This is a genomic window from Bradyrhizobium sp. USDA 4451 (assembly GCF_054822585.1).
In genome coordinates this window covers 897,501-921,898 of the sequence record NZ_JBTRCH010000001.1, presented here as the reverse complement: position 1 = coordinate 921,898, position 24,398 = coordinate 897,501, and the positions used below count along the sequence as shown (strand labels likewise).

Here is a 24,398-nt window from a genome sequence, read left to right as displayed (position 1 = left end):
GGGCGCGGCTCAGTGGCCGGTGTGGACCGGGCCGCCAAGCTTGACCTTGCGCAGGGTCAGCGCCAGCGGGATCGCCGACAGCGCGATCAGCATCAGCACCCAGAACGCGTCCATGTAGGACAGGAACGAGGCTTGGGTCTGCACCTGTTGGCCGATCCACTGGATCGCCTGTTGATGTGCCTGCGCCAGCGCATTGCCCTGGGCGACGAAGTAGTCGGTGACCTGCTGCAGCGTGTCCTGGTATTGCGGGCTCGACGGCATCACCTGCTCGACCAGCCGGCTCTGGTGGAATTGCTCGCGGTGCGTCAGCACGTTGGAGACGAGCGAGACGCCGATCGAACCGCCGGTGTTGCGCGCCGCGTTGATCAGGGCGGAGGCCTGGTCGGTCTTTCCGGCGGGAATGCCGTCATAGGACGCCGTCATGATCGGAATGAAGATCAGCGGCAGGCCGACGCCGATCAGCATGCGCGAGCGCGCCATGAACCAGAATCCGAGATCGCCGTACACATTGGTCATGCTGTACATCGAGGCCGCGATCACCAGCGCGCCGGCGATGATCAGATATTTCGGCTGCACCCTGGAGGCGAGCCGGCCGACCGCGAACATCATCAGCATGGTGACCACGCCGCCGGGCGAGAGCACGAGGCCGGCCCAGGTCGCGGTATAGCCGAAATCCTGCTGCACCAGCTGCGGCAGGAACTGGGTGGTCGCGAGCAGGATGGCGCCGGTCGCCAGCATCACCAGGAAGCAGGCACCGAACTGCCGGCTGGCGACCATCCGCAAATCGATCATCGGATTGCGGCGGGTCATCTCCCACGGGATCATCAGCACGAAAGCGGTGGCGCAGATCGCCGCCGACGTGATGATGAAGGACGATCCGAACCAGTCGTCCTCCAGGCCGCGGTCAAGCGTCACCTCGAGTGCGCCGAGGAAGGTCGCCACCAGCGCGAAGCCGATGACGTCGAAGCCGTTGTCCCGCTGCGGCTCGCTGTCGGCCTTCGCAGTGTTGGCTTTCGCGGTCGCCGGCTCCTGCAGCACCATGGCGATCGCGACAGTCGCGAATAGGCCGACCGGTGCGTTGATCAGAAAGCACCAGTGCCAGGACAGATTGTCGGAGAGCCAGCCGCCGAGCGTCGGGCCGACCACCGGCGCCACCACCACGGCGATGCCAAACACCGCAAACGCCTGTCCGCGCTTGGCCGGCGGGAACGCGTCCGCCAGGATCGACTGCGCCACCGGCACCATGCCGCCGCCGCCGAGACCTTGCAGGATCCGGAACAGCAGCAGCGCGTTCAGATTGGGCGCGAAGCCGCACAGGATCGAACTGACCGTGAAGATGCCGAGGCAGATCAGGAAGAACGTCTTCCGCCCCAGCATCTTGGCGAGAAAGCTGGAGGCGGTCAGGATGATGGCATTGGACACCAGATAGGAGGTGACCACCCAGGAGGCTTCGTCCTCGCTGACGCCCATGCCGCCGGCGATATAGGGCAGCGCGACGTTGGCGATGGTGGTGTCGAGCACCTCCATGAAGCTCGCGAGCGCGACCACGATGGCGATCAGCCAGGGATTGACCGTGACGTTCGGAACAGGGAGGCTTTTGGCATCGATTGCTGCTGCACTCATGACAGCCTCCTGGAATCAGAGCTTGCCAAGCCGCTCGAGCAGCGACGGCGATGAATTGATCCGCACGGTCGGCACCACGGACATGCCGGGGCCAAGCGCGACATCGGTCGGCGGGTTGTCCATCACGATCTTGACCGGCACGCGCTGCACGATCTTGACGTAATTGCCGGTGGCGTTCTGCGCCGGCAGCAGCGAGAACGCGGTACCGGAGCCCGGCTGCACGCTCTCGACATGGCCCTGGATGGTGCGGCCGGGATAGGCGTCGATCTTCAGCGTCACGTTCTCGCCCGGGCGCATCTTGTCGAGCTGGATCTCCTTGAAGTTCGCGGTGACCCAGGTCCGGTCGGGCACGAACATCGTCAGGTTTGTGCCGGCCTGCGCGAACTGGCCAACGGCCGCCGATAAATTGACGACGCGGCCCGGCTGCGCCGCGGTCACCGTGGTGTAGGACAGATTGAGCTTGGCCTGGTCGCGCTGCGCCTCGGCCTGGGTGAGGTTGGCGACCGCGCTCTTGCGCTGCGCCTTCAGCGATTCCACCTGGCGCTGCGCGAGGTTGAGTGTCGCCTGCGCGCTCAAGAGGGACGCCTGCTGCTGATGCAGTTGCGAGGTGTACTGCTCGGAATTCTGCACCGTGCCGTAGCCGGTCTGCTCCAGATGCTGATAGCGCGTCGCCTGCTGCTGCGCGAAGGTCAGCGCCGCCTGCGCCTGATCCACCTGGGCCTGGTTGGCCGCGATCTGCGCCTGCTGCACGTCGAGCTGCGCATCGACATTCTCGATGCTGGCCTGCGCGGCGGCGACCTGCGCCTCGGCCTGCGCCAGCGCCACGCGATAGTCACGGTCGTCGAGCCGGGCGATCACGTCGCTGGCCGCGACGTGCTGGTTGTCGGTGACTGGAACCGCGGTGATGTAGCCGGAGATCTTCGGCGCCAGCGCGGACTGCCGCGCCGCGATGAAAGCATCATCGGTGGATTCGAAATGCTCGGTGTAGTCCATGTAGAGATAGCCGCCGCCGAACGTGGCGGCGAGCAGCACGGCGCCGATTGCGGAGACGACCGGACGGCGGCGCAGCAAGCCGCGCTTCTTCGGCGCGGCCTCCGGCGGGATCGTTGCCGGCGGGGCGGGCTCCTTCGCCACCGGCCGCTCCTGCGCGGGAGCCCGCGCGGTCAACTCTGAACTGTCGGGATCGCGGGAGGGTGCGCCCTCGATACCTTGGTGCCCCTGTTGGTCGCGCTCCAACACAGTGTCTTCGAACATGATGGCTGCTCCTGCAGTTGAGCGAGGTCTGCACGGCCTTCGCAAAAGGGAACGATACCGTTCCGTTCTGTGCGGCATTTAGTCCCGCTGCAGTGCAACGTCAATGGAAACGGAACTGTGCCGTTCTATTTACAACTAGATGTGATGGGCCTATATTGCCTGATGTTGCCGGCCGAACCGGCTCATGGAACCCGGGTCAAGGCGATGACCACCAGCACACTGAAGATGCCGCGGGCGCCCAACACGAAAGTGGCGGCGAGGAAGGCGAGGCCGGTCGAGGTCCGTGCTGGCCGGCCGCCGAAGGAGCTCGCCGGCGAGGTCGATGCGCGTATCCTCGATGCGGCGCGCAGGGTCTTCCTGCAGCGTGGCTTCGAAGGCGCCAGCATCGATGAGATCGCGGACGTCGCGCGCTCCGGCAAGCGCACGATCTATGCGCGCTTCCAGGACAAGCGGGCGCTGTTCACCGAGGTGGTGACGCGGGACATCCTGTCACGTATCGCGGAGTTCAAGGCGGACGCGCCGCTTGGCGTGACGGTGGAGGAGCGCCTCACCAGCGTCGCCTCGACCCTGCTGCATTGGGGGCTCGACGCCGACCGGATCGGCCTGATGCGGCTTGCTATCGCCGAGGCGCATCGCTTCCCGGATCTCGCCGCCACCGTCAATCGCAGGGCGCGCGCGCTCGCCACCGAGCTCGGAATTCACCTGCTGCGCGACCTGACGCAATCCGACGAGCTCGGCAAGTTGCCGGCCTTCGCGCCGGAGCAGCTGCCGACCACGGCGCGCCTGTTCCTCGACATCATCGCGGTGCCGATGCTGATGCGGGCTCTGTACGAAGTCGACCTGAAAGCACTCGACCCCGAAATCGACGAGCATGTCGCGCGCGGCGTCGCGTTCTTCGTTGCCGGATGCAGAAGCGGATACCGGTTCGGGACCGATTGATCCAATTGCTTTAGGCAAGTTTGCGCATTGGGTTGCGCGCAAGGGTTGTTGCAACCTGGCCACAGAGCCCAGAAAAGAACCTAATTCGAATGAGACATGCTGTCGCACGCCTCAGGTCCGTGCCACAACCTTAAGTTAGGCGAGTTCGCCTGGTGCAAGGAAATGGGAATGGGAATGCGTGGTTTTGCAATTGTCGGGGCTGGCCTGATTTCATTTGTGGGGTTTGCAAGTGCGGCATCCGCCGCTGACCTGTCGGAGCGCGGCTGGACTAAGGCACCGCCTTTGGTGGCTCCCGCGTTCAACTGGTCCGGCCTCTACGCCGGCGTCAACGCCGGCGGCGCCTGGTACAACGACGGGAATATCACGACGAGCAGCAATGTCGCGTCGATCATCCCACCGGCGAACATCGTCCGTATTCCTGTTACGAACGGCAACCAGGCGGGCGTGACCGCTGGTGGACTGGTTGGATACAATTATCAGATCGACAGGGTCGTCCTCGGCGTCGAAGCCGATTTCAACTATGTCGACCTGAAGTCTTCCCGGAATGGCAGCACCACCGCCACTTTCGCTAACGGCGTGACGGGAAGCTTCAATTTTCAAAACACCAGCAAGGTCGACTGGTTCGGCACCGTGCGGGGCCGCATCGGTTTTGTGCCGACCGAGCGCCTGTTGATCTACGCGACGGGCGGTCTTGCCTTCGGTGAGGTGAAGACCAACATCGCTAATTCGGAGGCATTTTCCAACGGCCTCTCGCGGCTTTGGCTCGGTGACAATTCCGACGTTCGCGTTGGCTGGACCGCCGGCGGCGGCGCCGAATATGCCTTCACCAACAACTGGACGCTGCGCGGCGAATATCTATACGTCGATCTCGGCACAAGCGGTACCACGGCGACGTTCCAGGGCACCGATCCGGTGCAGAGCCAGATCCGCTACAACGCCAGCCGCGAGAACAAGTTCAGCGTCGCCCGCGCGGCGTTGAGCTACAAGTTCTGACACCGACTTAAGTGAAGCGCCGTCCCGTCATGCCCGGCATCAAGCCGCGCATGACAGACCTGGTTGGTCGCGCGCTTCACATCGCTCTCCGAGCAGCGTTCAGCCCGGCGCGCGCTCCACGGCGTGACGCAGCCAGACCATGCCGCCTTCCAGCGTCTCGCAATGCGTCAGCCGCAGTGACTGCCCGGCGCCCGGCCGGTCGCCGTCTGGGCCGTGATAGTCGACGATGCATTGCGATCCGGCGACGCCGTCGACCGCCGGATGAATCAGCGTGCTGAATTCGTCGATCAGCCCGTGCTTCAGGAAGGCGCCATTGATGCCGCCGCCGCCTTCGAGCAGCAGCGTCTTGGCGCCGAACAGCGCGGCACATTGCGCCATCGCGCCCGGCAGGTCGTCGCCCCTCGGGCCGGCAAAGATGTAGGACGCGCCGTCCTCGCGCAGCTCGGCCAGATGCGCGTCGGAAACCTGCTCGCCGAGCACCGCGACCGCATGGTCGCCGCCGACATTGTCCTTGCCGAAATGCACCCGGCCCGACGGATCGATGCCGATGGCAAGCTTGCGGCCGGCGCGGTTGGCAAGATGTGGCCCGCGCGGCAGCTTCGGCGGGTTGGCGATGTGCCGCTCCGATCCCTTGGCCATCTCGTTCATGGTGACGCGGCCGATGATCCAGCCGTCGGCATTGAAGCCGTCATGGACCCGCTCGTAGTGCGAGCGCAGCACGTCGGCCGGGACGCCGGCGGCGGCCTTGGTGAAGCGGCTGGGATGAAGCCGCCCGTCGATCGACGTGCCCATGTGGCAGATGATGTGGGGTCGCATAGGCAGAACTCTTCGTTGGGGATGACAGCGCCGCGGGCGCGGGCAGAGGACGTCCTGATCTAGAGCGCCGCAGGCGCCTTCTCAACGCCGATAGTGCAGCGGTGTTTCAACTTCGCTTGTCCACTAGTCGAACCAGCCGCGCCGCTTGAACCAGAGCACCGGCAGGATGCCGCTGGCGATGATCGCGGCGCAGGCCAGCGGATAACCGAAGGTCCAGCCGAGCTCCGGCATCACCTTGAAATTCATGCCCCAGACCCCGACCAGGATGGTCGGGGGAACGCCGACCACGGAGACGATGGTCAGGATCTTGAACAGGTCGTTCTGCTGGATGTTGATGAAGCCGAGCACAGCGTCCAGCAACAGCTGGATCTTGTCCGACAGCCTGGTCTCGTAGTCACCCAGCGACGCCACATCCTTGGAGACCGCCTCGAGCCGCCGCTTCGATGCCGCGGTGATCCATTCGTTGCCGACATCGTCGGCGAAACTCGCGATCCGGCCGACCCCGAGCAGCACGTCGCGCGCCTTGGCCAGGCGATCGGCCAGCGCGCCGATATTTTCCAATGCCTCGCGCAGCCGGTGGCTGGAGCGCACCGGCCGCTTGCTCCGCACCAGTCCGCCCTTGAACACGGCGCGCGACAGTCGGTCGGTCTTCGCGCCAAGCTGCTCCAGCACGTCGGCGCCGCGATCGATCATGGCCTCGAGCAGCGCGGTGAACACGCACATGCCGTTCTGCAGGCTTTTGTCGGTGTCGATCCGCTTTATCACCTCGTCGAAGGTGGCGAGCGGCGCAAAGCGAACCGTGACCAGCACCTTGGGGCCGATCACGAAGCCGATATTGGTGATCTCGGCCTCGTTGTTCTGGTCGAGCCGCACCGCCGGCGAGCTCAGATAGAGCCGGTCATGATCGGTCACAAGACGGCTGGACGCCTCGATCTGGCCCAATGATTCCTCGGTGGGGACGCGAATGTCGAGCATGCGCTCGACGAACTGCTTTTCATCCGCGGTGGGATCGAGCAGATCGATCCAGATGATGTCGGGCGGCAATTCGGCGCCGATGCCCTGCCAATCAGAGCTCACCGACCTGTACAGTTTCAGCACTTACCGGCTCCATGCATGGGGACTTGCGGCCACGACAATAACGAGGGTCGCAAGCCGGTTCCATGCATGAGCCGGGACCTGCCTGCCTTCAGCTCCTGGTGCTTGCCGTCTTGTCGAGCGCGGCGCGCAGGCCCTTGGCAAGCTTGATGGCGTCGTCATTGGCCCAGAAATGCATAAAGAACAGGCGCGGCTGTTCATCCAGCATGTGGCTGTGCAGTGCGGTGACCTCGATGCCGTGGGTTCGCAGCGCTGTGATCACCGGGTTCACCTCGTCGTTGGTCAGCACGAAATCGCCGGTGATCGCCGCCTTGCTGCCGCCGGTCGGCTGGAAGTTGATGGCGATCGCAACGCCCATCGGGCCGACCGGCGCCAACGGCATGCCTCCTTCGGTGACCGGATCGCGCCGGGCCACGTTGAACTGATAGACGCCGCCATTGGCCTGGCCCTTGGCGCCGATGATCTGGTCGAGCTGCGCGGTATCGAGATCGATGGCCGGTGGCGGTGTTGCCGGCGCCGCGGCCGTGAGCGGCGTCTTGCTTTCGGCGAGCGCATCCCGGATCGCGCCGGCGATTTTCACCGGATCGCCGTGGCCGGCGACATGCATGTAGAAGGTGGCGGGGCTCGCGCCGAGCAGATGATTGTGCACGGCCGTGATCTGCAGGCCGTTGCCGATCATCTTCAGCATCACTGGATTGATCTCGGATTCGAGCAGCACCAAATCACCCATCGCCATGACGCCGTCATGCATGGGCTTGAACGCGACCCATCCGCCGAGCGCCAGAGCCGGCTTGATGGTGACACCGTTGAGCGTCACCGTGAGGTCGGTTCGCGGAAAACCGTAGCGATGAACGTCGCCCGAGACGGCCGGCTTCCTGCCCAGGGTGTCATCGACCTTCTGCCAGTCGATGCTTTGGGCATGCGCCGAGGAGACGAACGGCTCGGTGAATATCTGCCAGTCAATCTTTTGCGCGCTTCCGCTGGAGGCAAAGACGCAGGCGCTGACGCCGAGCAGCGCCGAGATTGTGCTTCGCATTGGATTACTCCCTTGAATTTGCATTTGATGCTTCAGGCTGCGGCTCTATTCTTTCGAGAGCCCGACGATGGTTCGGAATCCCGCGATGGTCTGCACCGAGATCTCGACGGGATCGCCGAAGCGGACGGCATTGAAGATCAGGCCGTCCTGAACCTTGAACGTTTCGGTCTTGTCCGTAGACACGCGAATCAGCAGCGTGTCGTTGCGTTCGTCGACGCTGTCGACGATGCCTCGCAGCGTCTCGGTTGCCGACGGAAGCATCATCGCCGACTGCAATGCGACGGCCGCTTGCTGTTGCTCACTGTCGTCGGCTGGTGCCGCAAGCGCTGCACCTGTCCAGAGGACGGCGAGGCACAGGACCGCAGTTGTTGTCCTCATGATTTCACTCCATTGCTTGGGTCTTGATGTGTGCCGCGCGGAGGTGGGGTCTAGTTCTGCTCTTTGACCTGGCCGCTGCTGTCGATCACCAGCCGCACGGGCTTGCCGTTCTTCATCGCTTTCGCCGTCATGCCTTCGGCCGTCGACCTGACGTCGCTGACATTGGCGTAGCCGGCGGCCTGGAGTTTCGCGACCAGCTCGTCCTGGGTCAGGGCGTGTGCGGGCATGACGGTGCCCGCGATCGCGAGCGCAAGGATCAGGTGAGAGAGCTTCTGCTTCTGCATGTCTGGTCTCCTGGTTGTGTTGTACTCCCCAGGTGCTTGTGACGCGCGCTGCCCGGCTCAGATGATGTCTGCCAGCCGCAGCAGCACGCCCGTGACGCAGGACGCGGCAAGGACGCTGAGCATCCCCACATTGAAGCGGAAGATCGCGATCGCCGCCGCCGCCGCCAGCGCAAGCGCCGGCCAGTCGATGCTCGCCGGCACCGGCGCGTCGAACGATAGGCCGAATTCGTGCACCGGGACGGTTTGCCGAAACAGCGTATGCAGCGCGAACCAGATCGACAGATTGAGGATCACGCCGACCACGGCGGCGGTGATCGCCGACAACGCGCCCGCGAGCGCCTTGTTGCCGCGCAGCGCCTCGATGTAGGGCGCGCCGACGAATATCCACAGGAAGCACGGCGTGAACGTCACCCACGTCGCGAGCAGTCCGCCAAGCGTGGCAGCCAGCATCGGCGACAGCCCGCTTGCCTCGCGGAACGCGGCCATGAAGCCCACGAACTGGACCACCATGATCAGCGGGCCGGGCGTGGTCTCGGCCATGCCGAGGCCATCAAGCATCTCGCGCGGGCTGACCCAGTGATAGTATTCCGCGGCCTGTTGCGCGACATAGGCGAGCACGGCATAGGCGCCGCCGAACGTCACCATCGCCATCTTGCTGAAGAAGATCGCGATCTGCGTGAACACGTCGCCCGGTCCCAGGACGATCAGCAGGGCGAACACCGGAACCAGCCAGAGCGCGAGCCAGACGGCGCCGACCCGCAGCGTGCGCGATGCGTTGGGTCGGACATGATCCGGCACCGCCTCGCCGAGCATGCTGTCGATGGCAGCCGAGCTCTTGCCGCCATGTTCGATGGCCGCAAATTCCGGCCGGCCCAGCCGTGCGCCGATTAGCCCGGTGAGGGCCGCGGTGCCGATGATCAGCGGAAACGGCACGGCGAAGAAAAAGATCGCGACAAAGGCGATCGCCGCGAGCGCGATCATCACCCGGTTGCGCAGCGCGCGTTTGCCGACCCGCACCACCGCCTGGATGACGATGGCAAGCACGGCGGCCTTCAGGCCGAAGAACAGCGCCTCGACAAACCCGACATTGCCATAGGCCGCATAGATATAGCTGAGGCCCATGATGGCGAAGATGCCGGGCAGGATGAACAGCCCGCCGGAAACGATGCCGCCGAGCGTCCGATGCAGCAGCCAGCCGATATAGGTCGCCAGCTGCTGCGCCTCCGGCCCCGGCAGCAGCATGCAGTAGTTGAGGGCGTGCAGGAAACGCCCCTCCGATATCCAGTTCTTCTCCTCGACCAAGATGCGATGCATCACCGCGATCTGGCCTGCCGGTCCGCCAAAGCTCAGGATAGCGACCCGCATCCAGACCAGCAGCGCGTCGTTGAACGAGATGCCGTGCGCGTGCTCTTGTCCGTGCGCCTTCGGTGTCGTTGCGACGTCCGTCATGGCTTCACCTTGCTGGTCGGCCAATTGTGCGTCTCCCTGGTCGCGTCGCGGCACCAGCGATAGAACGCGTCGTAGAGCAGCATGCCGGCGCTCAACTGTTCGAGGTCGTCGTCGAACATGCGCGACAAGCCGAGCGAGGCCGCGAGCAGGCCGGGCGCCTCCGGCGAGAGATCAAGCCGCGCAGTGTCGGCGGCCCGCACCATTGTCGCGAGCCGCTCCAGCGCCGGCGTCGACAGGCCGAACTCCTCGACCATCACGTCGAAGGTGCAACGCTCGCCGCGATGGCTCCAGAACACGTTCTCGATGTCGAACGGCGTGGCCTCGAATCGTTCGGCGACGGCCTCGACTTCCGCTGATGTGACGAACAGGAACACGGCCGCCGGATCGACAAAGCGGCGGATCAGCCATGGACAGGCGATGCGATCGATCTTCGGCCGCGACCGCGTCACCCAGACGGTACGGCCGCGCCCGTCGCGTTTCGGAATCCTGTTGGCGGGAACGGTTGGGAGTTCCGCCTGTCGCCAGCCGAGATGGCCGCCCTCGAGAATCTCGGCAGCAATGTTGCCGCAGCGGAGCCAGGCAGCGGTGCCTTCGGCAAGCTTCTGCCCCTTCTGGCAGACGACGACAACGGATTGGCCACTGAGGCCGGACGCCCAATCCTGGACGTCGAGATGGGAGCGCCGAATGGCGCCCGGGATCAGGCGCGGGTCGGCGGCGAAATCCTCATCGAGGCGAACGTCGACGAGCACCGGTGCCCTGGTGGTGCCGATGAGACGAGACAATTTTTCGGATGAGATTGATGTGTAAGATGACATGCTGCGCCCTTGGTGAACAGGACGCGATTCTTGGGCATGTCGCCTCGCGGGGAGATCGCACATCCCCGTGCCATCAATAGAAGACCAATGCCGGTTGCTGTCAACCAGCTCTGCTGGATCAACGCATCACCAAGATTTCACCGTTTGCGACAGGAACATGTCGGCGCTCAAATATCTGCTGCTGCGTCACGCATGCCGCCGCGTCGGTCGACAACAATGTTGACTAATATAGGGTACCCCCCTATATTATTTTGATGTCGCACACGATCAAGCACAAGTCCAAGCTCGTCGGCCGGGTTCGCCGCATCAAGGGGCAGCTCGAGGCCATCGAGCGGGCGCTGGAGTCCGAGATCGGCTGTGCCGACGTATTGATGCTGGTGGCCTCGGTACGCGGCGCCATCAACGGGCTCACCGCGGAATTGCTCGAAGATCACATCCGCCATCACGTGGTGGACCCTGCCCTGGAAAAGGATCCCGAGAAGGCGCAGGGCGCTGCCGACCTGATCGACGTGGTTCGTACCTATCTGAAGTGACGCCCAGCCTGAAGTGAAGCAAATGGCCGATCTGTCCCAGCTGCTGCAGCAAAGCAGCGCGCATGCATGGCTGTTCATCCCCAGCGCGATCCTGCTCGGCGCGCTGCACGGGCTTGAGCCCGGCCACTCCAAGACGATGATGGCGGCCTTCATCATCGCGATCCGCGGCACGGTGGTGCAGGCGGTGCTGCTCGGCCTGGCGGCGACGATCTCGCATACGGCGATCGTCTGGATCGTCGCGCTCGCCGGGTTGCATTTCGGCCAGCAATGGTCCGGCGAGCGCAGCGAAGCCTGGCTGCAACTGGTGTCGGCTGCGATCATCATCGCGATCGCCGCCTGGATGGCCTGGCGCACCTGGCGCGAGCAGACTGCCGAACACGATCATGACCATGAACACGATCATCACCACCATCACGACGAAACCCGTCAATTGACCCTGGCCGGACAGTCGCTGTCGCTCGAGGTCTTCGAGGACGGCGTGCCGCCGCGCTGGCGGCTGCGCAGCAAGGCCGGCACGCTGCCGGCGGCCGGCGAGGTCAGTGTCATGACGATCCGCCCCGACGGCGGCGAGCAGCATTTTCGCTTCGCCGCGCGCGACGGCTATCTGGAAAGCGTCGATGACATTCCGGAGCCGCATGCTTTCAAGGCGCGCGTCTCGGTGCGGGCGGAGACGGCGGAAGTCCTGTTCGAGGAGCACGACCATGCGCATATCGACCTCGGCGACGACGAAGATGATGCGCATGCGCGTGCCCACGCGGCCGACATTCGCAAGCGCTTTGCCGGGCGCACTGTCACGACCTGGCAGATCATCCTGTTCGGCCTGACCGGTGGGCTCATTCCCTGTCCGGCGGCGATCACCGTGTTGCTGCTCTGCCTTCAGCTCAAGCAGTTCAGTCTCGGTTTCGTGCTGGTGTTCTGCTTCGGTATCGGGCTTGCGCTGACCATGGTCTCCGTCGGGGTCGGGGCGGCGCTCAGTCTCCGTCACGTCGAGCGTCACTGGGGCGGCTTCAGCCGCTTCGCTCGGCGCGCTCCCTACGTGTCGGCCGCGCTGATCGTGCTGGTCGGCCTCTACACGGGATGGCTGGGGGTGCACGGGGTCATGGCGTGATCTCACGTCGATCTTGAAACCGGCGCGAAGTGGTCTAGAGTCGCCCTTGAGGGGACCAGGCAGACTCCCCGTGAGACTTCGGTCCAAGCTCTGCGCGACTTCAACCGTCGTGGAGCTTCCATATGGACACCGAACAGCACACACCTCCTCGTTCCAGAATCGCGATCCTGTGGCGTGGCGATGCCGTGACGCGCCGCGAGGCGACGCCGCAGAACAGCCGCTTCGTCCGTGTCTTCGAGGCGCTTGCCGCCTCCGGCATCCAGGCCATTCCCGTCGTCTATGACGAGACCTTCGCCGATCTCGTCCGCGACCAATTGCTGACCATTGACGGCGTCCTCGTCTGGGTCGATCCGATCCATCAGGGCAAGACGCGCGCGGCCCTCGATCCGCTGCTGCGCGAGGTCGCGGCCAAACGCCCATGGGTCAGCGCACATCCCGATGTCATCCTGAAGATGGGCGTCAAGGACGTGCTTTATCGCACGCGTCATCTGGGCTGGGGCGCCGACACGCATCGATACGCCAGCGCGGACGTCTTCCGTGCCGAATTCACGTCGCGGCTTCGCACGTCCGGGCCGCGTGTGCTCAAGCAGAACCGTGGCAATGGCGGGCAGGGCGTCTGGAAAGTGGAGACCTCGCCGGATGCGGATGCGACCGTTCGCGTGCTGCATGCGCTGCGCGGCAGCCAGCCTGAGCAGCTGCCGCTGGAGGCGTTCATGGCGCGCTGCGATCAGTATTTCGGCTGGGGCGGCTGCATCATCGACCAGCCGTTCCAGCCGCGCCTGCCTGAAGGCATGATCCGCTGCTATGTCAGCGGATCGAAGGTCGCGGGCTTCGGGCATCAATTGATCAAGGCGTTGATCCCGCCGCCTCCGGAAGGCGCTGATTCACCGCAAGCCCAGCCCGGGCCGCGCATCATGCACGGTCCTGATGCCGCGCACTTCCAGGCATTGCGGCGCTTGATGGAGGACGAATGGATCCCGCAAATGATGGCGACGCTAACGATCGATGAAGCATCGCTGCCGGTGATCTGGGATGCGGATTTCCTCTACGGCCCGCGCGATGCTGATGGTGCCGACACTTACGTGCTCTGCGAAATCAACGCCAGCTCGTGCTTCGCGATTCCCGACGAGGCGCCGGCCGCGATTGCACGGACAGTGCGGGAGCGGATTCGCAGGACGATGGAGAGCGAAGCCGGGCGATAGCAGCACGCTGCGAAGCGATGTCTTTAATCCTCAACTGTCATCGCCCGGCTCGACCGGGCGATCCAGTACGCCGCGGCGTCTCGGTTCAAGTACTGCTGTCTCTGGAATACTGGATCATCCGCTTTCGCGGGTGATGACACCGCGTGTTTGACATCTCGAATCGAGATCGATCCTCATCGTCGTCCTGGCGAAAGCCAGGAGGTGGATTCACACTCGAAATGCAACACTTGAGCAGCAAAGGTCTCCGCTGGGGTCCTGAAGTCAAGGCATTTGCGCGGGGTGTTGTTGTATGCGGCGATGAACTTGCTGAGGCGTCGGGTTGGGAGCTTGTCGAGATCGGTTTTGCGCGGGATGAAGCGTCGCATGCGACCGATGGCGTTCTCGATGCCACCTTTCTGCCAGGGGGAGTGCGGATCGCAGAAGAAGGTCTTCATCAAGAGGCTTTGCAAGGAAAGGTGAGATGCGAACTCGGTACCGTTGTCGAAGGTGACGGTCTGGCGCATCTGCTCTGGCAGCGCCTTGAACAGACGCACGAGATAGCTTGCGACACCGGAAGCGAGCTTGCTTGGGAGGCGGACGCCGAGCAGCAGGCGGGAGGTGCGCTCATGCACGGCCAGGATCTGCTGACGGTATTTGGAGAACATCATCAGATCGGCCTCCCAATGGCCGGGAGTGTTGCGATCGGCGACCTCGACGGGCCGTTTATCCAAGGAAACACGGCCTTCGATGAAGCTTGCGGGACTGCCGCCCCGCTTGCCACGGCGGCCGCGCTTGCTCTTGGCGCGTGGCAGATAGTGCCGCCAGCTGCCGTCCGTGGTGCGTCTGATCTGGGCATAGATGAAGCGGTAGATGCTCTCGTAGGAGATCACCTTGCGTCCATGCTCGATGGCCAGCCGGCCGGCGACCTGTTCGGGCGACCAGCCACGGCGAAGGCCATCCAACACCGCGCGGCGCAGGACGGGCTCCCGTTCGAGGCGTCCGCCCGTCCAGCGCCGCGCTCGCATCCGTTGCTGGGCATAGTCGGCCTTGTAGCCGGCCCGAACGCCATGATTACGGTTCATCTCCCGAGAGATCGTTGATGGCGGGCGATCCAAAGCTGCAGCGATTTGCCGGATCGAGGCCCCATTGGCCGAATGTCTGGCAATCTCGCATCGCTCGTCCAGTGACAGCTGCTTGTAAGTCCGGCCCATCGCAACACCTCCAGTCGGAAGTGTTGCACTTCGTTTGTGAACTCAGGGGACCCATTACCCAAATCTCAATTGTGACCCGACGCTGGGGCCACTATCCCGTTCATCACCGAACGGGGCTTTTATGGCTTTCGCCAGGACGACGATGGGGAGATTCCTTACGTCGCCTTCACCCGCATCGCCTCAGGCGTATCGGGTTGCGCTGACGGATGTGCCGTGGCGAACGCCGGCAGCGCCATCGCGGTGTCGTGGATGCGTTTTACGGTCGGCCAGGGCGACAGGCTGATCTGCTGGTTGATCGCCGCGGTGACATGGCCGACCAGGCAGATATCGGCGACGGTCGGCGTGTCGCCGTGGCAGAACCGGCCGGTCGCCTTGTGGCCGGCGAGGTGGCCTTCGAGCGCCGCCAGCGTCTCGACCGTCCAGTGCCGCCGCCAGGCAGATTGCTGGCTATCGCGCAGGTCGAGCTCGCGGTCGAGGTAGCGGCGCACCCGCGGGGTCAGCAGCGGATGGCCTTCGCAGGCGACGATCAGCGCAAGTCCGCGCACCCGGGCGCGGCCGCGCGGATCGGACGGCAGCAGCGGCGGGGTCGGAAAAGTCTCGTCGAGATAGTCGATGATCGCGAGCGACTGGAACAGCACGGCGCCGTCGTCGGTCACCAGCGCCGGCAGCGCCATCTGCGGATTGATCTTGCGATAGGCGTCGGCGCGGTGCGCGTCGGCATCGATGTCGACGAACACGATGTCGGCCGGCACGCCCTTGAGGTTGAGCGCAATCCGCACCCGAAAGCTCGCCAGCGATCGCCAGAAGGAGAAGAACTGCATCGGGAATTTCTCTCTGCCCTCAACGAGGCGGCTCGTAGCCCGGATGAAGCGCAAGCGAAAACCCGGAACCGGATCGTCGTTCCGTCGCAGTCTATCCCGGATTGCGCTTCGCTGCATCCGGGCTACGCCATCGTCGATGCCTAGCCCGCGCCGACCTTCTTCTTGCGCCAGGCCAGATGCACGGCACAGGTGCAGCCCTGCGGATGCGAGGCCAGCTCGGCGTCGTTGGCTGGCGTTGCGGCGGGTGCGATCGGCTGGCCCTTGGCGCCGTCCTGCGAGGGGATGTAGTTCAAGACCGGCGCCAGCCAGCGCTCGACCTCGGCGACCGTCATGGCCTTGCGCGCGGCATAGTCCTCGACCTGGTCGCGCTCGATCTTGCCGACGCCGAAATAGAAGCTCTCGGGATGCGAGAAATACAGGCCCGAGACCGACGAGCCCGGCCACATCGCAAAGCTCTCGGTCAGCTTCACTCCGGCGGTATTCTCCGCGTCGAGCAGCGCGAACAGCGTCCGCTTCTCGGTGTGGTCGGGTTGCGCCGGATAGCCGGGCGCCGGGCGGATGCCGTCATACTTCTCGAGGATCAGTTCGTCCGCCGAGAACGTCTCGTCCGGCGCATAGCCCCAGAACTCCTTGCGCACACGCTGGTGCATGCGCTCGGCAAAGGCCTCGGCGAGGCGATCGGCCAGCGCCTTGCACAGGATCGAGGAATAGTCGTCATTGGCGTTCTTGAAACGGTCGGCGACCGCATCCTCGCCGATCCCCGCGGTGACGACGAAGCCGCCGATATAGTCGGGCACGCGGGTGTCCCTTGGCGCGACGAAGTCGGACAGCGCGGCGTTGAAGCGGCCCTCGCGCTTCTCGAGCTGTTGGCGCAGCGTGTGGAAGGTCGCGATCTTTTGCTTCCGCGTCTCGTCGGCATAGACCTCGACATCGTCGCCGACCGCATTCGCCGGCCAGAAGCCGATGGTGGCGCGCGCGGTGAACCACTTCTCCGCGATGATCTTGTCGAGCATCTTGCGCGCGTCGGCATAGAGCGAGCGCGCGACCTCGCCGACCTTGGGATCGTCGAGGATCGCCGGGAAGCGGCCGGTCAGCTCCCAGGTCTGGAAGAACGGCGTCCAGTCAATGTAGGAGGCCAACTCGGCGAGATCGTAGGCGTCAAAACTCTTCAGGCCGAAGAAGGCCGGTTTCTTCGGCGGTGCGGCGACGAAGTCGATCGCAACCTTGTTGGCGCGCGCTTCAGCAAGCTTCAGCCGCTTCTTGTCGGCCTGGGAGCGGAAATGCGCCGACGAGATCTTCGCGTATTCCGCGCGCACCTCGGCGGCGTAGGCCTGCTTCTTCTCGGCCGACAGCAGCGAGGAGGCGACGCCGACCGCGCGGCTGGCATCATTGACATGCACGACCGGGCCACCCGGATAGTTCGGGTCGATCTTGACAGCGGTGTGTACGCGGCTCGTCGTCGCGCCGCCGATCAAGAGCGGCACGTTCATACCCTGCCGTTCCAGTTCGCCGGCGAGGAAGCTCATCTCGTCGAGCGAGGGCGTGATCAGGCCGGACAGGCCGATGATGTCGGCACCTTCGGCCTTGGCGGTCTCGATGATCTTGTTGGCGGGCACCATGACACCGAGGTCGATGACCTCGAAATTGTTGCACTGGAGCACGATGCCGACGATGTTCTTGCCGATGTCGTGGACGTCGCCCTTGACCGTCGCCAGCACGATCTTGCCCGCGGCGTTGCGGCCGCCGGTGATGCCATTGGCGAGGTTGCGCGCCTTCTCCTCCTCCATGAACGGCATCAGATAGGCGACCGCCTGCTTCATCACCCGCGCCGACTTCACGACCTGCGGCAGGAACATCTTGCCGTCGCCGAAGAGGTCGCCGACCACGTTCATGCCGGCCATCAGCGGCCCCTCGATGACGTCGAGCGGACGGGAGGCGTTCTGGCGGGCCGCTTCGGTGTCCTGCTCGATGAATTCGGTGATGCCGTGCACCAGGGCGTGGGACAGCCGCTTCTCGACCGGCCATTCGCGCCAGGCGAGGTCGGCTTCCTTGGCCTGCTTCTCCTTGCCGCGGAATTTTTCCGCGAGCGCCAGCAGTCGCTCGGACGCCCCGGGATCGCGGTTGAGGATGACGTCCTCGCAGGTCTGGCGCAGCTCGGGATCGATGTCGTCGTAGACGATCATCTGCCCCGCGTTGACGATGCCCATATCCATGCCGGCGTGGATCGCGTGATACAGGAACACCGAGTGCATCGCCTCGCGCACCGGCTCGTTGCCGCGGAACGAGAACGACAGATTGGAGACGCCGCCGGAGACGTGGGCGCCGGGCAGGTTCTGCCGGATCCAGCGCGTCGCCTCGATGAAGTCGACGCCGTAATTGTTGTGCTCCTCAAGGCCGGTCGCGATCGCGAAGATGTTCGGATCGAAGATGATGTCCTCGGGCGGGAAGTCGAGCCGGCCGACCAGAATGTCGTAGGCGCGCTTGCTGATCTCGGTCTTGCGCTTGAACGTGTCGGCCTGGCCGGTCTCGTCGAACGCCATCACCACCACGGCCGCACCGTGGCGCTTGGCTACCGTCGCCTCGTGGATGAACTTCTCCTCGCCTTCCTTCAGCGAGATCGAGTTCACGATCGGCTTGCCCTGGATGCATTTCAGGCCGGCCTCGATGACGTGGAATTTCGAGGAATCGACCATCACGGGCACGCGCGCGATGTCGGGCTCGGCGGCGACGAGGTTGAGGAACGTCACCATCGCGTTCTCGGAGTCCAGGAGGCCCTCGTCCATGTTGACGTCGATCACCTGGGCGCCGTTCTCGACTTGGTCGCGCGCGACCTGAAGCGCCGCGGTATAATCGCCCGCGGTGATCAGCTTGCGGAAGCGGGCCGAGCCGGTGACGTTGGTGCGCTCGCCGACATTCACGAACGGGATCGCATCGGTCAGGGTGAACGGCTCGAGGCCGGACAGCTTGAGCCGCCGCTCGATCTCGGGCACCACGCGCGGTTTGTGCGGGGCGACCGCCCTGGCGATCGCCGCGATATGGTCGGGCGTGGTGCCGCAGCAGCCGCCGACAATGTTGACGAGGCCGGCGGCGGCGAACTCGCCGATCAACCGCGCCATGTAGTCCGGCGTCTCGTCATACTGGCCGAATTCGTTGGGCAGGCCGGCGTTCGGATAGGCGCACACCAGCGTGTCGGCGACGCGGCCGATATCGGCGATATGCGCGCGCAAATCTTCTGCGCCGAGCGCGCAGTTGAAGCCGATCGTGATCGGCCTGGCGTGCCGAACCGAATGCCAGAACGCTTCCGGCAGTTGGCCGGAGAGCAGGCGGCCGGACTTGTCGGTGATGGTGCCGGAAACCATCACCGGCACGTCGATGCCGCGCTCCTCGATGATCTCGGCGATCGCATACAGCGCAGCCTTGGCGTTCAGCGTGTCGAAGATGGTCTCGACCAGCAGCAGGTCGGCGCCGCCATCGAGCAGGCCCTTGGCCTGTTCGCCATAGGCCTTGCGCAGATCGTCGAAGGTCACCGCGCGATAGCCGGGATTGGAGACGTCGGGCGAGATCGAGGCGGTGCGGTTGGTCGGGCCGAGCGCGCCGGCGACGAAGCGCGGCTTGCCGTCCTCGGCGCTGACCCGCTCCGCTGCGATGCGCGCGAGGCGAGCGCCTTGCAGGTTCATCTCATAGGCGAGGTCCGACATGTCGTAGTCGGCCTGCGCGATCGAGGTCGAGGAGAAGGTGTTGGTCGCAACGATGTCGGCGCCGGCGCGCAGATAAGCGGCGTGGATGTCGGTGATCGCCTCGGGCTGGGTCAGGATCAGGAGATCGTTGTTGCCCTTGATGTCGCGGTGGAAGTCCGCAAAGCGCGCGCCGCGGAAGGCGGCTTCGTCGAACTGCAGGCCCTGGATCATCGTGCCCATGGCGCCGTCGAGCACCAGGATGCGCTCACGGGCAGCCGCGAGCAAGGCGGTACGCTTCGCAGAAACAGGAATGGTCATGGATCAGGCAGCTTTCTGGGCACCGTTCGGCCGGATGCCGAGCAGGTGGCTGATCGCGAACACGAGGTCCGCGCGGTTCATGGTGTAGAAGTGGAAGGTGTCGACGCCGTGCTTGAACAGCTTCTGCACCTGGCCGGCGGCAACGGTGGCCGCGACCAGCTTGCGGGTCTCGGCGTCGTTGTCGAGGCCTTCGAACTTCTCGGCGAGCCAGTCCGGCACGCTGGTGCCGGCGCGGGTGACGAAATTGCGGGCCTGCTTGAAATTGTGCATCGGCATGATGCCCGGCACGATCGGAATCTCGATGCCGCGCGCCCGGACTCTGTCGACGTAGCGATGGTAGAGATCGTTGTCGAAGAACACCTGGGTGATCGCGCGCGTCGCACCGGCGTCGACCTTGGCCCTCAGCGTGTCGATGTCGGCGTCGAAATCGGCGGCTTCCGGATGCTTCTCCGGATAGGCGGACACCGAGATCTCGATGTCGGCGTGGCGGCGCTTGATCCCGGCGACGAGTTCGGCCGAGCTCTGGTAGCCGTCGGGATGGGTGAAGTAGGGCGTGCCGATGCCGCCGGGCGGATCGCCGCGCAGCGCCACGATGTGGCGGACGCCGACCTCATGGTAGCGGTCGACGATCTCGTCGATCTCGCTGCGCGAGGCGCTGACGCAGGTCAGATGCGCGGCCGGCAGCAGATCGGTCTCGCGCAGGATGCGGCTGATGGTCGAATGGGTGCGCTCGCGGGTCGAGCCGCCGGCGCCGTAGGTGACCGAGACGAAGTTCGGCGTTAGCGGCGCAAGGCGATTGATGGTCTCCCACAGATTGCGCTCCATCTCCTCGGTCTTCGGCGGGAAGAACTCGAAGGAGATTTTCGGCGCCCTCGGGGCGCGCTGGCCGTTCGGCACGGAGGAAATGGTCTCGGTCATGATACGCAAGGGCTCCGCAACTGGAGGGCAGACATCCGGCCTGGATATGGAGCCCCCAAGATAAGCGAAACCGGTGGGCTGAAACAGCCCATTCGATATGGGAAATTGCCCATTGTTGGCAAGGAAACGAGAAAAAATGGCTGAAGGGCACGTGTGGTGGGCGACGAGTTGTCCGCCAAATCGGATAGATAACATATTGATCTATATGGATTAAGCCCTGTGTAGGCGATGTGTGCGCTGCTAGATTGGAATGTGGGCAACGGAGTATTTCAATGAATCGTCTTATCTTGTCCCAATGCACTGCTGCAGCCTCTTCCGGCCCTCGGGTGCGGGACTGCTCTGCGCGGCCGGGGACTTTGTCGCCTCCTGACCTCACACTAGGTTGTCGGCCATGATCCCGCTGTCCGTCCTCGACCTCTCCGTCGTTACCACCGGCACCAAGCCCGCCGCGGCGCTCCGCAACAGCATCGATCTGGCGCGCCATGTCGATGCTCTCGGCTTTGTCCGCTATTGGCTCGCCGAGCACCACAACCTCGCCTCGGTCGCGAGCCCGGCGCCCGATGTGATGATCGGGCAGATCGCGGCGGTGACGCAGCATATTCGCGTCGGCTCCGGCGGCGTGATGCTGCCCAACCATGCGCCGCTTGTCGTCGCCGAGCGCTTCAAGATGCTGGAGGCGCTGTTTCCCGGCCGCATCGACCTCGGCCTCGGCCGCGCGCCCGGCACCGATGGTGCCACCGCCTATGCGCTGCGCAGCCGGCTCGATCGCCGCGAGGGCGACGATTTCCTCGAACGATTGCACGAATTGACCTTGTGGGAGACGCGCGATTTTCCGGCCGGCCATCCCTACACCAATGTGGTGGCGATGCCGGATGATTCGCCGCTGCCGCCGATCTGGCTGCTCGGCTCGAGCGACTATTCCGCCGAGCTCGCCGCCCAGGTCGGGATGGGGTTCGCGTTCGCGCATCATTTCGCCACGCACGATGCGATCGCGGCGATGACCAATTATCGCGCGCATTTCAAGCCGTCCGGCTGGCGCGCGACGCCGCAATCGATCCTCGCGGTCGCCGTGGTGACGGCGGAGACCGATGCGGACGCCGAGCGGCTGGCGCTATCGATGGATCTCAACCGGCTGCGCCGCGACCGCGGCCAATATCTGCCGCTGCCGAGCATCGATGAAGCCGAGGCCTATCCCTACACCGACGCCGAGCGCGCCTCGATCGCACGCAATCGCGCCCGGCTGTTCGTCGGCAGCCCGGCAACCGTGATGACGAAGCTGGAGCCGCTGATCGCGGCGACCCAGGCGGACGAGCTGATGGTGATCACCGCGGTGTACGACCACGCGGCGAGGAAGAGGTCCTACAGCCTGCTTGCGGAGGCATTCGGGCTTGTGAAGAGGGGCGCCGCATGAGGCCGTCATTCCGGGATGGTCCGCAGGACCAGACCCGGAATCTCGAGATTCCGGGTTCGATGCTAGGCATCGCCCCGGAATGACGGCGTCAGTCCTGCGTTTCGCTGAAGGTCGCGCGGAACGGGTTGCCGGGATAGACGCCGAGGATGCGGAATTCGCGCGAGAAGAATTTCAGTTCCTCCAGTGCGAAGGCGAGCCCGCGATCATCCGGATGACCGTCGACATCGGCATAGAATTGCGTGGCGAAGAAATTGCCGTCGACCATGTAGCTTTCGAGCTTGGTCATGTTGACGCTGTTGGTGGCAAAGCCGCCCAGCGCCTTGTAGAGCGCGGCGGGCAGATTGCGCACCCGGAACACAAAGCTGGTGACCAGCGGCCCCGACCCCTGCGCGGCCCATTTCGCCTCACGCGCCAGCACCACGAAGCGGGTGGTGTTGTGGGCCTCGTCCTCGATATCTTCGGCGAGAATCTCGAGGCCATAGATATTAGCGGCAAGGCGCGAGGCGATCGCCGCCACGGTGCGGTCGCCGCGTTCGGAGACATCGCGGGCGCTGCCGGCGGTGTCGCCGGCGACGATCGGCTTGATGCCGAGCTTGCGGATGGTGCGCCGGCACTGGCCGAGCGCCTGGACATGGCTTTCCACGCTCTTGATGTCGGCGAGCTTGACGCCCTTGAGCGCCATCAGCTGGTGGCGGATCGGCAAGAACCATTCACCGACGATGAACAGGCCCGACGCCGGCAGCAGATGATGGATGTCGGCGACGCGGCCGGCGACCGAATTCTCGATCGGGATCATGCCGAGATCGGCCTCGCCCGACGAGATCGCGGCCAGCGCGTCCTCGAAGGTCGGGCACGGCATGGGCTCGGCGTCGGGATAGGCCTCGACGATCGCGATATGGGAATTGGCGCCAGGCTCGCCCTGGAACGCGATTTTCAGCTTCTTGGTCATCGGTTCTTTCCTGCGGGGCCTTTTAGCACCCGCTCAGGCCTTGGAAAGTATTCTGCGGGCGGTTTCGAGGTCGGCCGCGGTGTCGACGCCGCGTGGGACGCTGTCGACGATGGTGACGTCGATCCGCATCCCGGCCTCCAGCGCGCGCAGCTGCTCGAGTTTCTCCTGCAGCTCCAGCGGCGAGGGCGGCAGCCTGACGAACCGCTCCAGCGCGGCGCGGCGATAGGCATAGAGGCCGATATGGTGGTAGCGCGGCCCGTCGCCGTGGGGCGCGGTGGCGCGGGTGAAATACAGCGCGCGCAACCGGTTGGCGCCGATCGGGGACCCGACCGCTTTGACCACGCTGGACGCCCGGTCCTCCTCCTCGCTGTGAATCCGCGAGGCCAGGGTCGAGATATCCACGGCGGCGTCGTCGAGCGCCGGCATCACGCTGCGGATGGTCTCCGGCGTGATGGTCGGGAAATCGCCCTGCAGATTGACCACGATCTCGGCGCGGCCGCCGGGGTCGAGGGTCATCATCGCTTCGTAGATCCGGTCCGAGCCGGAGGGGTGGTCGGCGCGGGTCATCACCACCTCGCCGCCCGCCGCGCGCACTGCGGTTGCGATCTCCGCCGTGTCGGTGGCGACCGCGACCCGGCCGATCCCGGCCGCCTCGGCCCGCCGCAGCACATGGACGATCATCGGCTGGCCTGCGATCTCGAGCAGCGGTTTTCCGGGCAGTCGGGTGGCGGCCATGCGGGCCGGAATCAGCACCAAGGTACGGGGATCGGTCATTCGGTTCGGGGCCCGTCCGGCTTGCGGAAATTGCCGGGGAGGAGGTTGAATTCGGCGCGTTTATACGGGTTGCCAGAGCGCGGGCAAACCGATATCTCAACCCTGCCTGGGGGAGGCACGAAAGGTCGATTCCCGGGTCTTTCCCCGCGGCCGTATTCCCGGCCTGAAGTCGACATTCAAGGCCCGGAGCCTGACCGAAATGGACTCCTTCGAACTCAACAAAATCCTCGGTGCGGTTCTCGGCACCTGCATCGTCGTCCTGGTGATGAGCTTTACCGCCGGATCGGTGTTTTCGGCCAAGATGCCGGAGAAGCCGGGTTTTGAGATCGCGGTGAAGGAAGAGACCCATGGCGGTGGCGGCGAGGCCGCAGCCGCGCAGTCCGAGCCGATCGAGAAGCTGCTGCAGACCGCCTCCGCCGAGAAGGGCGCCGCGGCCGCCAAGAAGTGCCAGGCCTGCCACACCTTCGAGAAGGGCGGCCCCAACCGCGTCGGTCCGAACCTCTACGGTATCGTTGGCGAGCCCCGCGGCGAAGGCCGCGGCTTCAACTTCTCGGCCGCGATGAAGAGCAAGGGCGGCACCTGGACCTTCGACGACCTCAACAAGTTCCTGGCCAATCCCAAGGGCTTCATCCCGGGCACCGCGATGGGCTTCGCCGGCGTTCCGAAGGACAGCGAGCGCGCCGACATCATCGCCTATCTGAATTCGAACTCGGAGCACCCGGCTCCGCTCCCGACCGCTTCGAAGTAACGATTTGTCCTGCGATCATATGCAGATTGACGGCCAGGCAATGCCTGGCCGTTTTCGTATGTGGGAA

The 24,398-nt window shown here is 64.8% G+C and carries 22 protein-coding genes; 7 read left to right on the top strand and 15 right to left on the bottom strand.

The features are described 5' to 3' along the window. Positions 1–9: 9 nt before the first annotated feature. Together ACVMB0_RS04220 and ACVMB0_RS04215 are read right to left on the bottom strand one after the other, a co-directional pair. Positions 10–1,623 carry a DHA2 family efflux MFS transporter permease subunit gene (locus tag ACVMB0_RS04220; protein ID WP_461345402.1) on the bottom strand — a complete coding sequence of 538 codons (1,614 nt, stop codon included), beginning with the start codon at positions 1,621–1,623 and terminating at the stop codon, positions 10–12. Between the two features lie 15 nt (positions 1,624–1,638). After that, entirely contained in the window at positions 1,639–2,859 is a 1,221-nt protein-coding gene (locus tag ACVMB0_RS04215) for an HlyD family secretion protein (RefSeq protein ID WP_461349587.1), read from the bottom strand. A 222-nt stretch (positions 2,860–3,081) separates the two neighbouring features. Here ACVMB0_RS04215 and ACVMB0_RS04210 point away from each other — a divergent pair, with 222 nt between their 5' ends. Together ACVMB0_RS04210 and ACVMB0_RS04205 are read left to right on the top strand one after the other, a co-directional pair. Continuing rightward, a complete protein-coding gene (locus tag ACVMB0_RS04210) occupies positions 3,082–3,816 on the top strand; it encodes a TetR/AcrR family transcriptional regulator (protein ID WP_461345401.1) in 735 nt (244 codons plus the stop codon). Between the two features lie 96 nt (positions 3,817–3,912). Next, positions 3,913–4,809 (top strand): outer membrane protein, encoded by an 897-nt coding sequence (locus tag ACVMB0_RS04205; protein WP_461345400.1) that lies wholly within the window; start codon positions 3,913–3,915, stop codon positions 4,807–4,809. Between the two features lie 99 nt (positions 4,810–4,908). Here ACVMB0_RS04205 and ACVMB0_RS04200 read toward each other — a convergent pair whose 3' ends face one another. The 7 genes from ACVMB0_RS04200 to ACVMB0_RS04170 all read right to left on the bottom strand — a co-directional run bounded on the left by ACVMB0_RS04200 (position 4,909) and on the right by ACVMB0_RS04170 (position 10,682). After that, positions 4,909–5,625, bottom strand: a complete 717-nt coding sequence (locus ACVMB0_RS04200) for a dihydrofolate reductase family protein (RefSeq protein WP_461345399.1) — start codon at positions 5,623–5,625, stop codon at positions 4,909–4,911. A gap of 123 nt (positions 5,626–5,748) precedes the next feature. Continuing rightward, positions 5,749–6,723 (bottom strand): magnesium transporter CorA family protein, encoded by a 975-nt coding sequence (locus ACVMB0_RS04195; RefSeq protein WP_461345398.1) that lies wholly within the window; start codon positions 6,721–6,723, stop codon positions 5,749–5,751. Positions 6,724–6,811: 88 nt separating this feature from the next. Beyond that, positions 6,812–7,756: a DUF1259 domain-containing protein gene (locus ACVMB0_RS04190; protein WP_461345397.1), complete on the bottom strand. Its 945-nt coding sequence runs from the start codon at positions 7,754–7,756 to the stop codon at positions 6,812–6,814. A gap of 45 nt (positions 7,757–7,801) precedes the next feature. Further along, on the bottom strand, positions 7,802–8,134 hold the full coding sequence (locus ACVMB0_RS04185) for a hypothetical protein (RefSeq protein WP_456797143.1): 333 nt from the start codon (positions 8,132–8,134) through the stop codon (positions 7,802–7,804). 50 nt (positions 8,135–8,184) lie between these two features. Further along, positions 8,185–8,418, bottom strand: coding sequence for a hypothetical protein (locus ACVMB0_RS04180; RefSeq protein WP_461345396.1), 234 nt, complete (start codon positions 8,416–8,418; stop codon positions 8,185–8,187). 57 nt (positions 8,419–8,475) lie between these two features. Further along, positions 8,476–9,867, bottom strand: a complete 1,392-nt coding sequence (gene chrA, locus ACVMB0_RS04175; protein WP_461345395.1) for a chromate efflux transporter — start codon at positions 9,865–9,867, stop codon at positions 8,476–8,478. Continuing rightward, a complete protein-coding gene (locus tag ACVMB0_RS04170; RefSeq protein WP_461345394.1) occupies positions 9,864–10,682 on the bottom strand; it encodes a chromate resistance protein ChrB domain-containing protein in 819 nt (272 codons plus the stop codon). The genes chrA and ACVMB0_RS04170 overlap by 4 nt, the downstream gene beginning before the upstream one ends. Positions 10,683–10,936: 254 nt before the next feature. Here ACVMB0_RS04170 and ACVMB0_RS04165 point away from each other — a divergent pair, with 254 nt between their 5' ends. From ACVMB0_RS04165 to ACVMB0_RS04155, 3 genes are all read left to right on the top strand, one after another. Then, positions 10,937–11,215: a metal/formaldehyde-sensitive transcriptional repressor gene (locus ACVMB0_RS04165; RefSeq protein WP_461345393.1), complete on the top strand. Its 279-nt coding sequence runs from the start codon at positions 10,937–10,939 to the stop codon at positions 11,213–11,215. A 22-nt stretch (positions 11,216–11,237) separates the two neighbouring features. Next, complete coding sequence (locus tag ACVMB0_RS04160; RefSeq protein WP_461345392.1) at positions 11,238–12,323, top strand: nickel/cobalt efflux transporter; 1,086 nt, start codon at positions 11,238–11,240, stop codon at positions 12,321–12,323. A gap of 122 nt (positions 12,324–12,445) precedes the next feature. After that, a complete protein-coding gene (locus tag ACVMB0_RS04155) occupies positions 12,446–13,525 on the top strand; it encodes a Cj0069 family protein (RefSeq protein ID WP_461345391.1) in 1,080 nt (359 codons plus the stop codon). 173 nt (positions 13,526–13,698) lie between these two features. Here ACVMB0_RS04155 and ACVMB0_RS04150 read toward each other — a convergent pair whose 3' ends face one another. From ACVMB0_RS04150 to metF, 4 genes are all read right to left on the bottom strand, one after another. Next, positions 13,699–14,715, bottom strand: a complete 1,017-nt coding sequence (locus tag ACVMB0_RS04150) for an IS30 family transposase (RefSeq protein ID WP_461345390.1) — start codon at positions 14,713–14,715, stop codon at positions 13,699–13,701. Positions 14,716–14,870: 155 nt separating this feature from the next. Next, a complete protein-coding gene (gene maiA, locus ACVMB0_RS04145) occupies positions 14,871–15,536 on the bottom strand; it encodes a maleylacetoacetate isomerase (RefSeq protein ID WP_461345389.1) in 666 nt (221 codons plus the stop codon). 140 nt (positions 15,537–15,676) lie between these two features. Next, complete coding sequence (metH, locus tag ACVMB0_RS04140) at positions 15,677–19,531, bottom strand: methionine synthase (RefSeq protein WP_461345388.1); 3,855 nt, start codon at positions 19,529–19,531, stop codon at positions 15,677–15,679. 3 nt (positions 19,532–19,534) lie between these two features. Beyond that, positions 19,535–20,449, bottom strand: coding sequence for a methylenetetrahydrofolate reductase [NAD(P)H] (gene metF / locus ACVMB0_RS04135; protein WP_461345387.1), 915 nt, complete (start codon positions 20,447–20,449; stop codon positions 19,535–19,537). A 391-nt stretch (positions 20,450–20,840) separates the two neighbouring features. Here metF and ACVMB0_RS04130 point away from each other — a divergent pair, with 391 nt between their 5' ends. Beyond that, complete coding sequence (locus ACVMB0_RS04130; protein WP_461345386.1) at positions 20,841–21,860, top strand: LLM class flavin-dependent oxidoreductase; 1,020 nt, start codon at positions 20,841–20,843, stop codon at positions 21,858–21,860. A gap of 88 nt (positions 21,861–21,948) precedes the next feature. On the opposite strand, the gene ACVMB0_RS04125 is transcribed toward ACVMB0_RS04130, so the two are convergent. Both ACVMB0_RS04125 and ACVMB0_RS04120 read right to left on the bottom strand, forming a co-directional pair. Next, a complete protein-coding gene (locus ACVMB0_RS04125; RefSeq protein ID WP_461345385.1) occupies positions 21,949–22,809 on the bottom strand; it encodes a prephenate dehydratase in 861 nt (286 codons plus the stop codon). A 33-nt stretch (positions 22,810–22,842) separates the two neighbouring features. Continuing rightward, on the bottom strand, positions 22,843–23,583 hold the full coding sequence (locus ACVMB0_RS04120; RefSeq protein WP_461345384.1) for a 3-deoxy-manno-octulosonate cytidylyltransferase: 741 nt from the start codon (positions 23,581–23,583) through the stop codon (positions 22,843–22,845). Between the two features lie 199 nt (positions 23,584–23,782). On the opposite strand from ACVMB0_RS04120, the gene ACVMB0_RS04115 reads away from it, so the two are divergent. Beyond that, positions 23,783–24,331 (top strand): c-type cytochrome, encoded by a 549-nt coding sequence (locus ACVMB0_RS04115; protein ID WP_461345383.1) that lies wholly within the window; start codon positions 23,783–23,785, stop codon positions 24,329–24,331. Positions 24,332–24,398 lie beyond the last annotated feature (67 nt).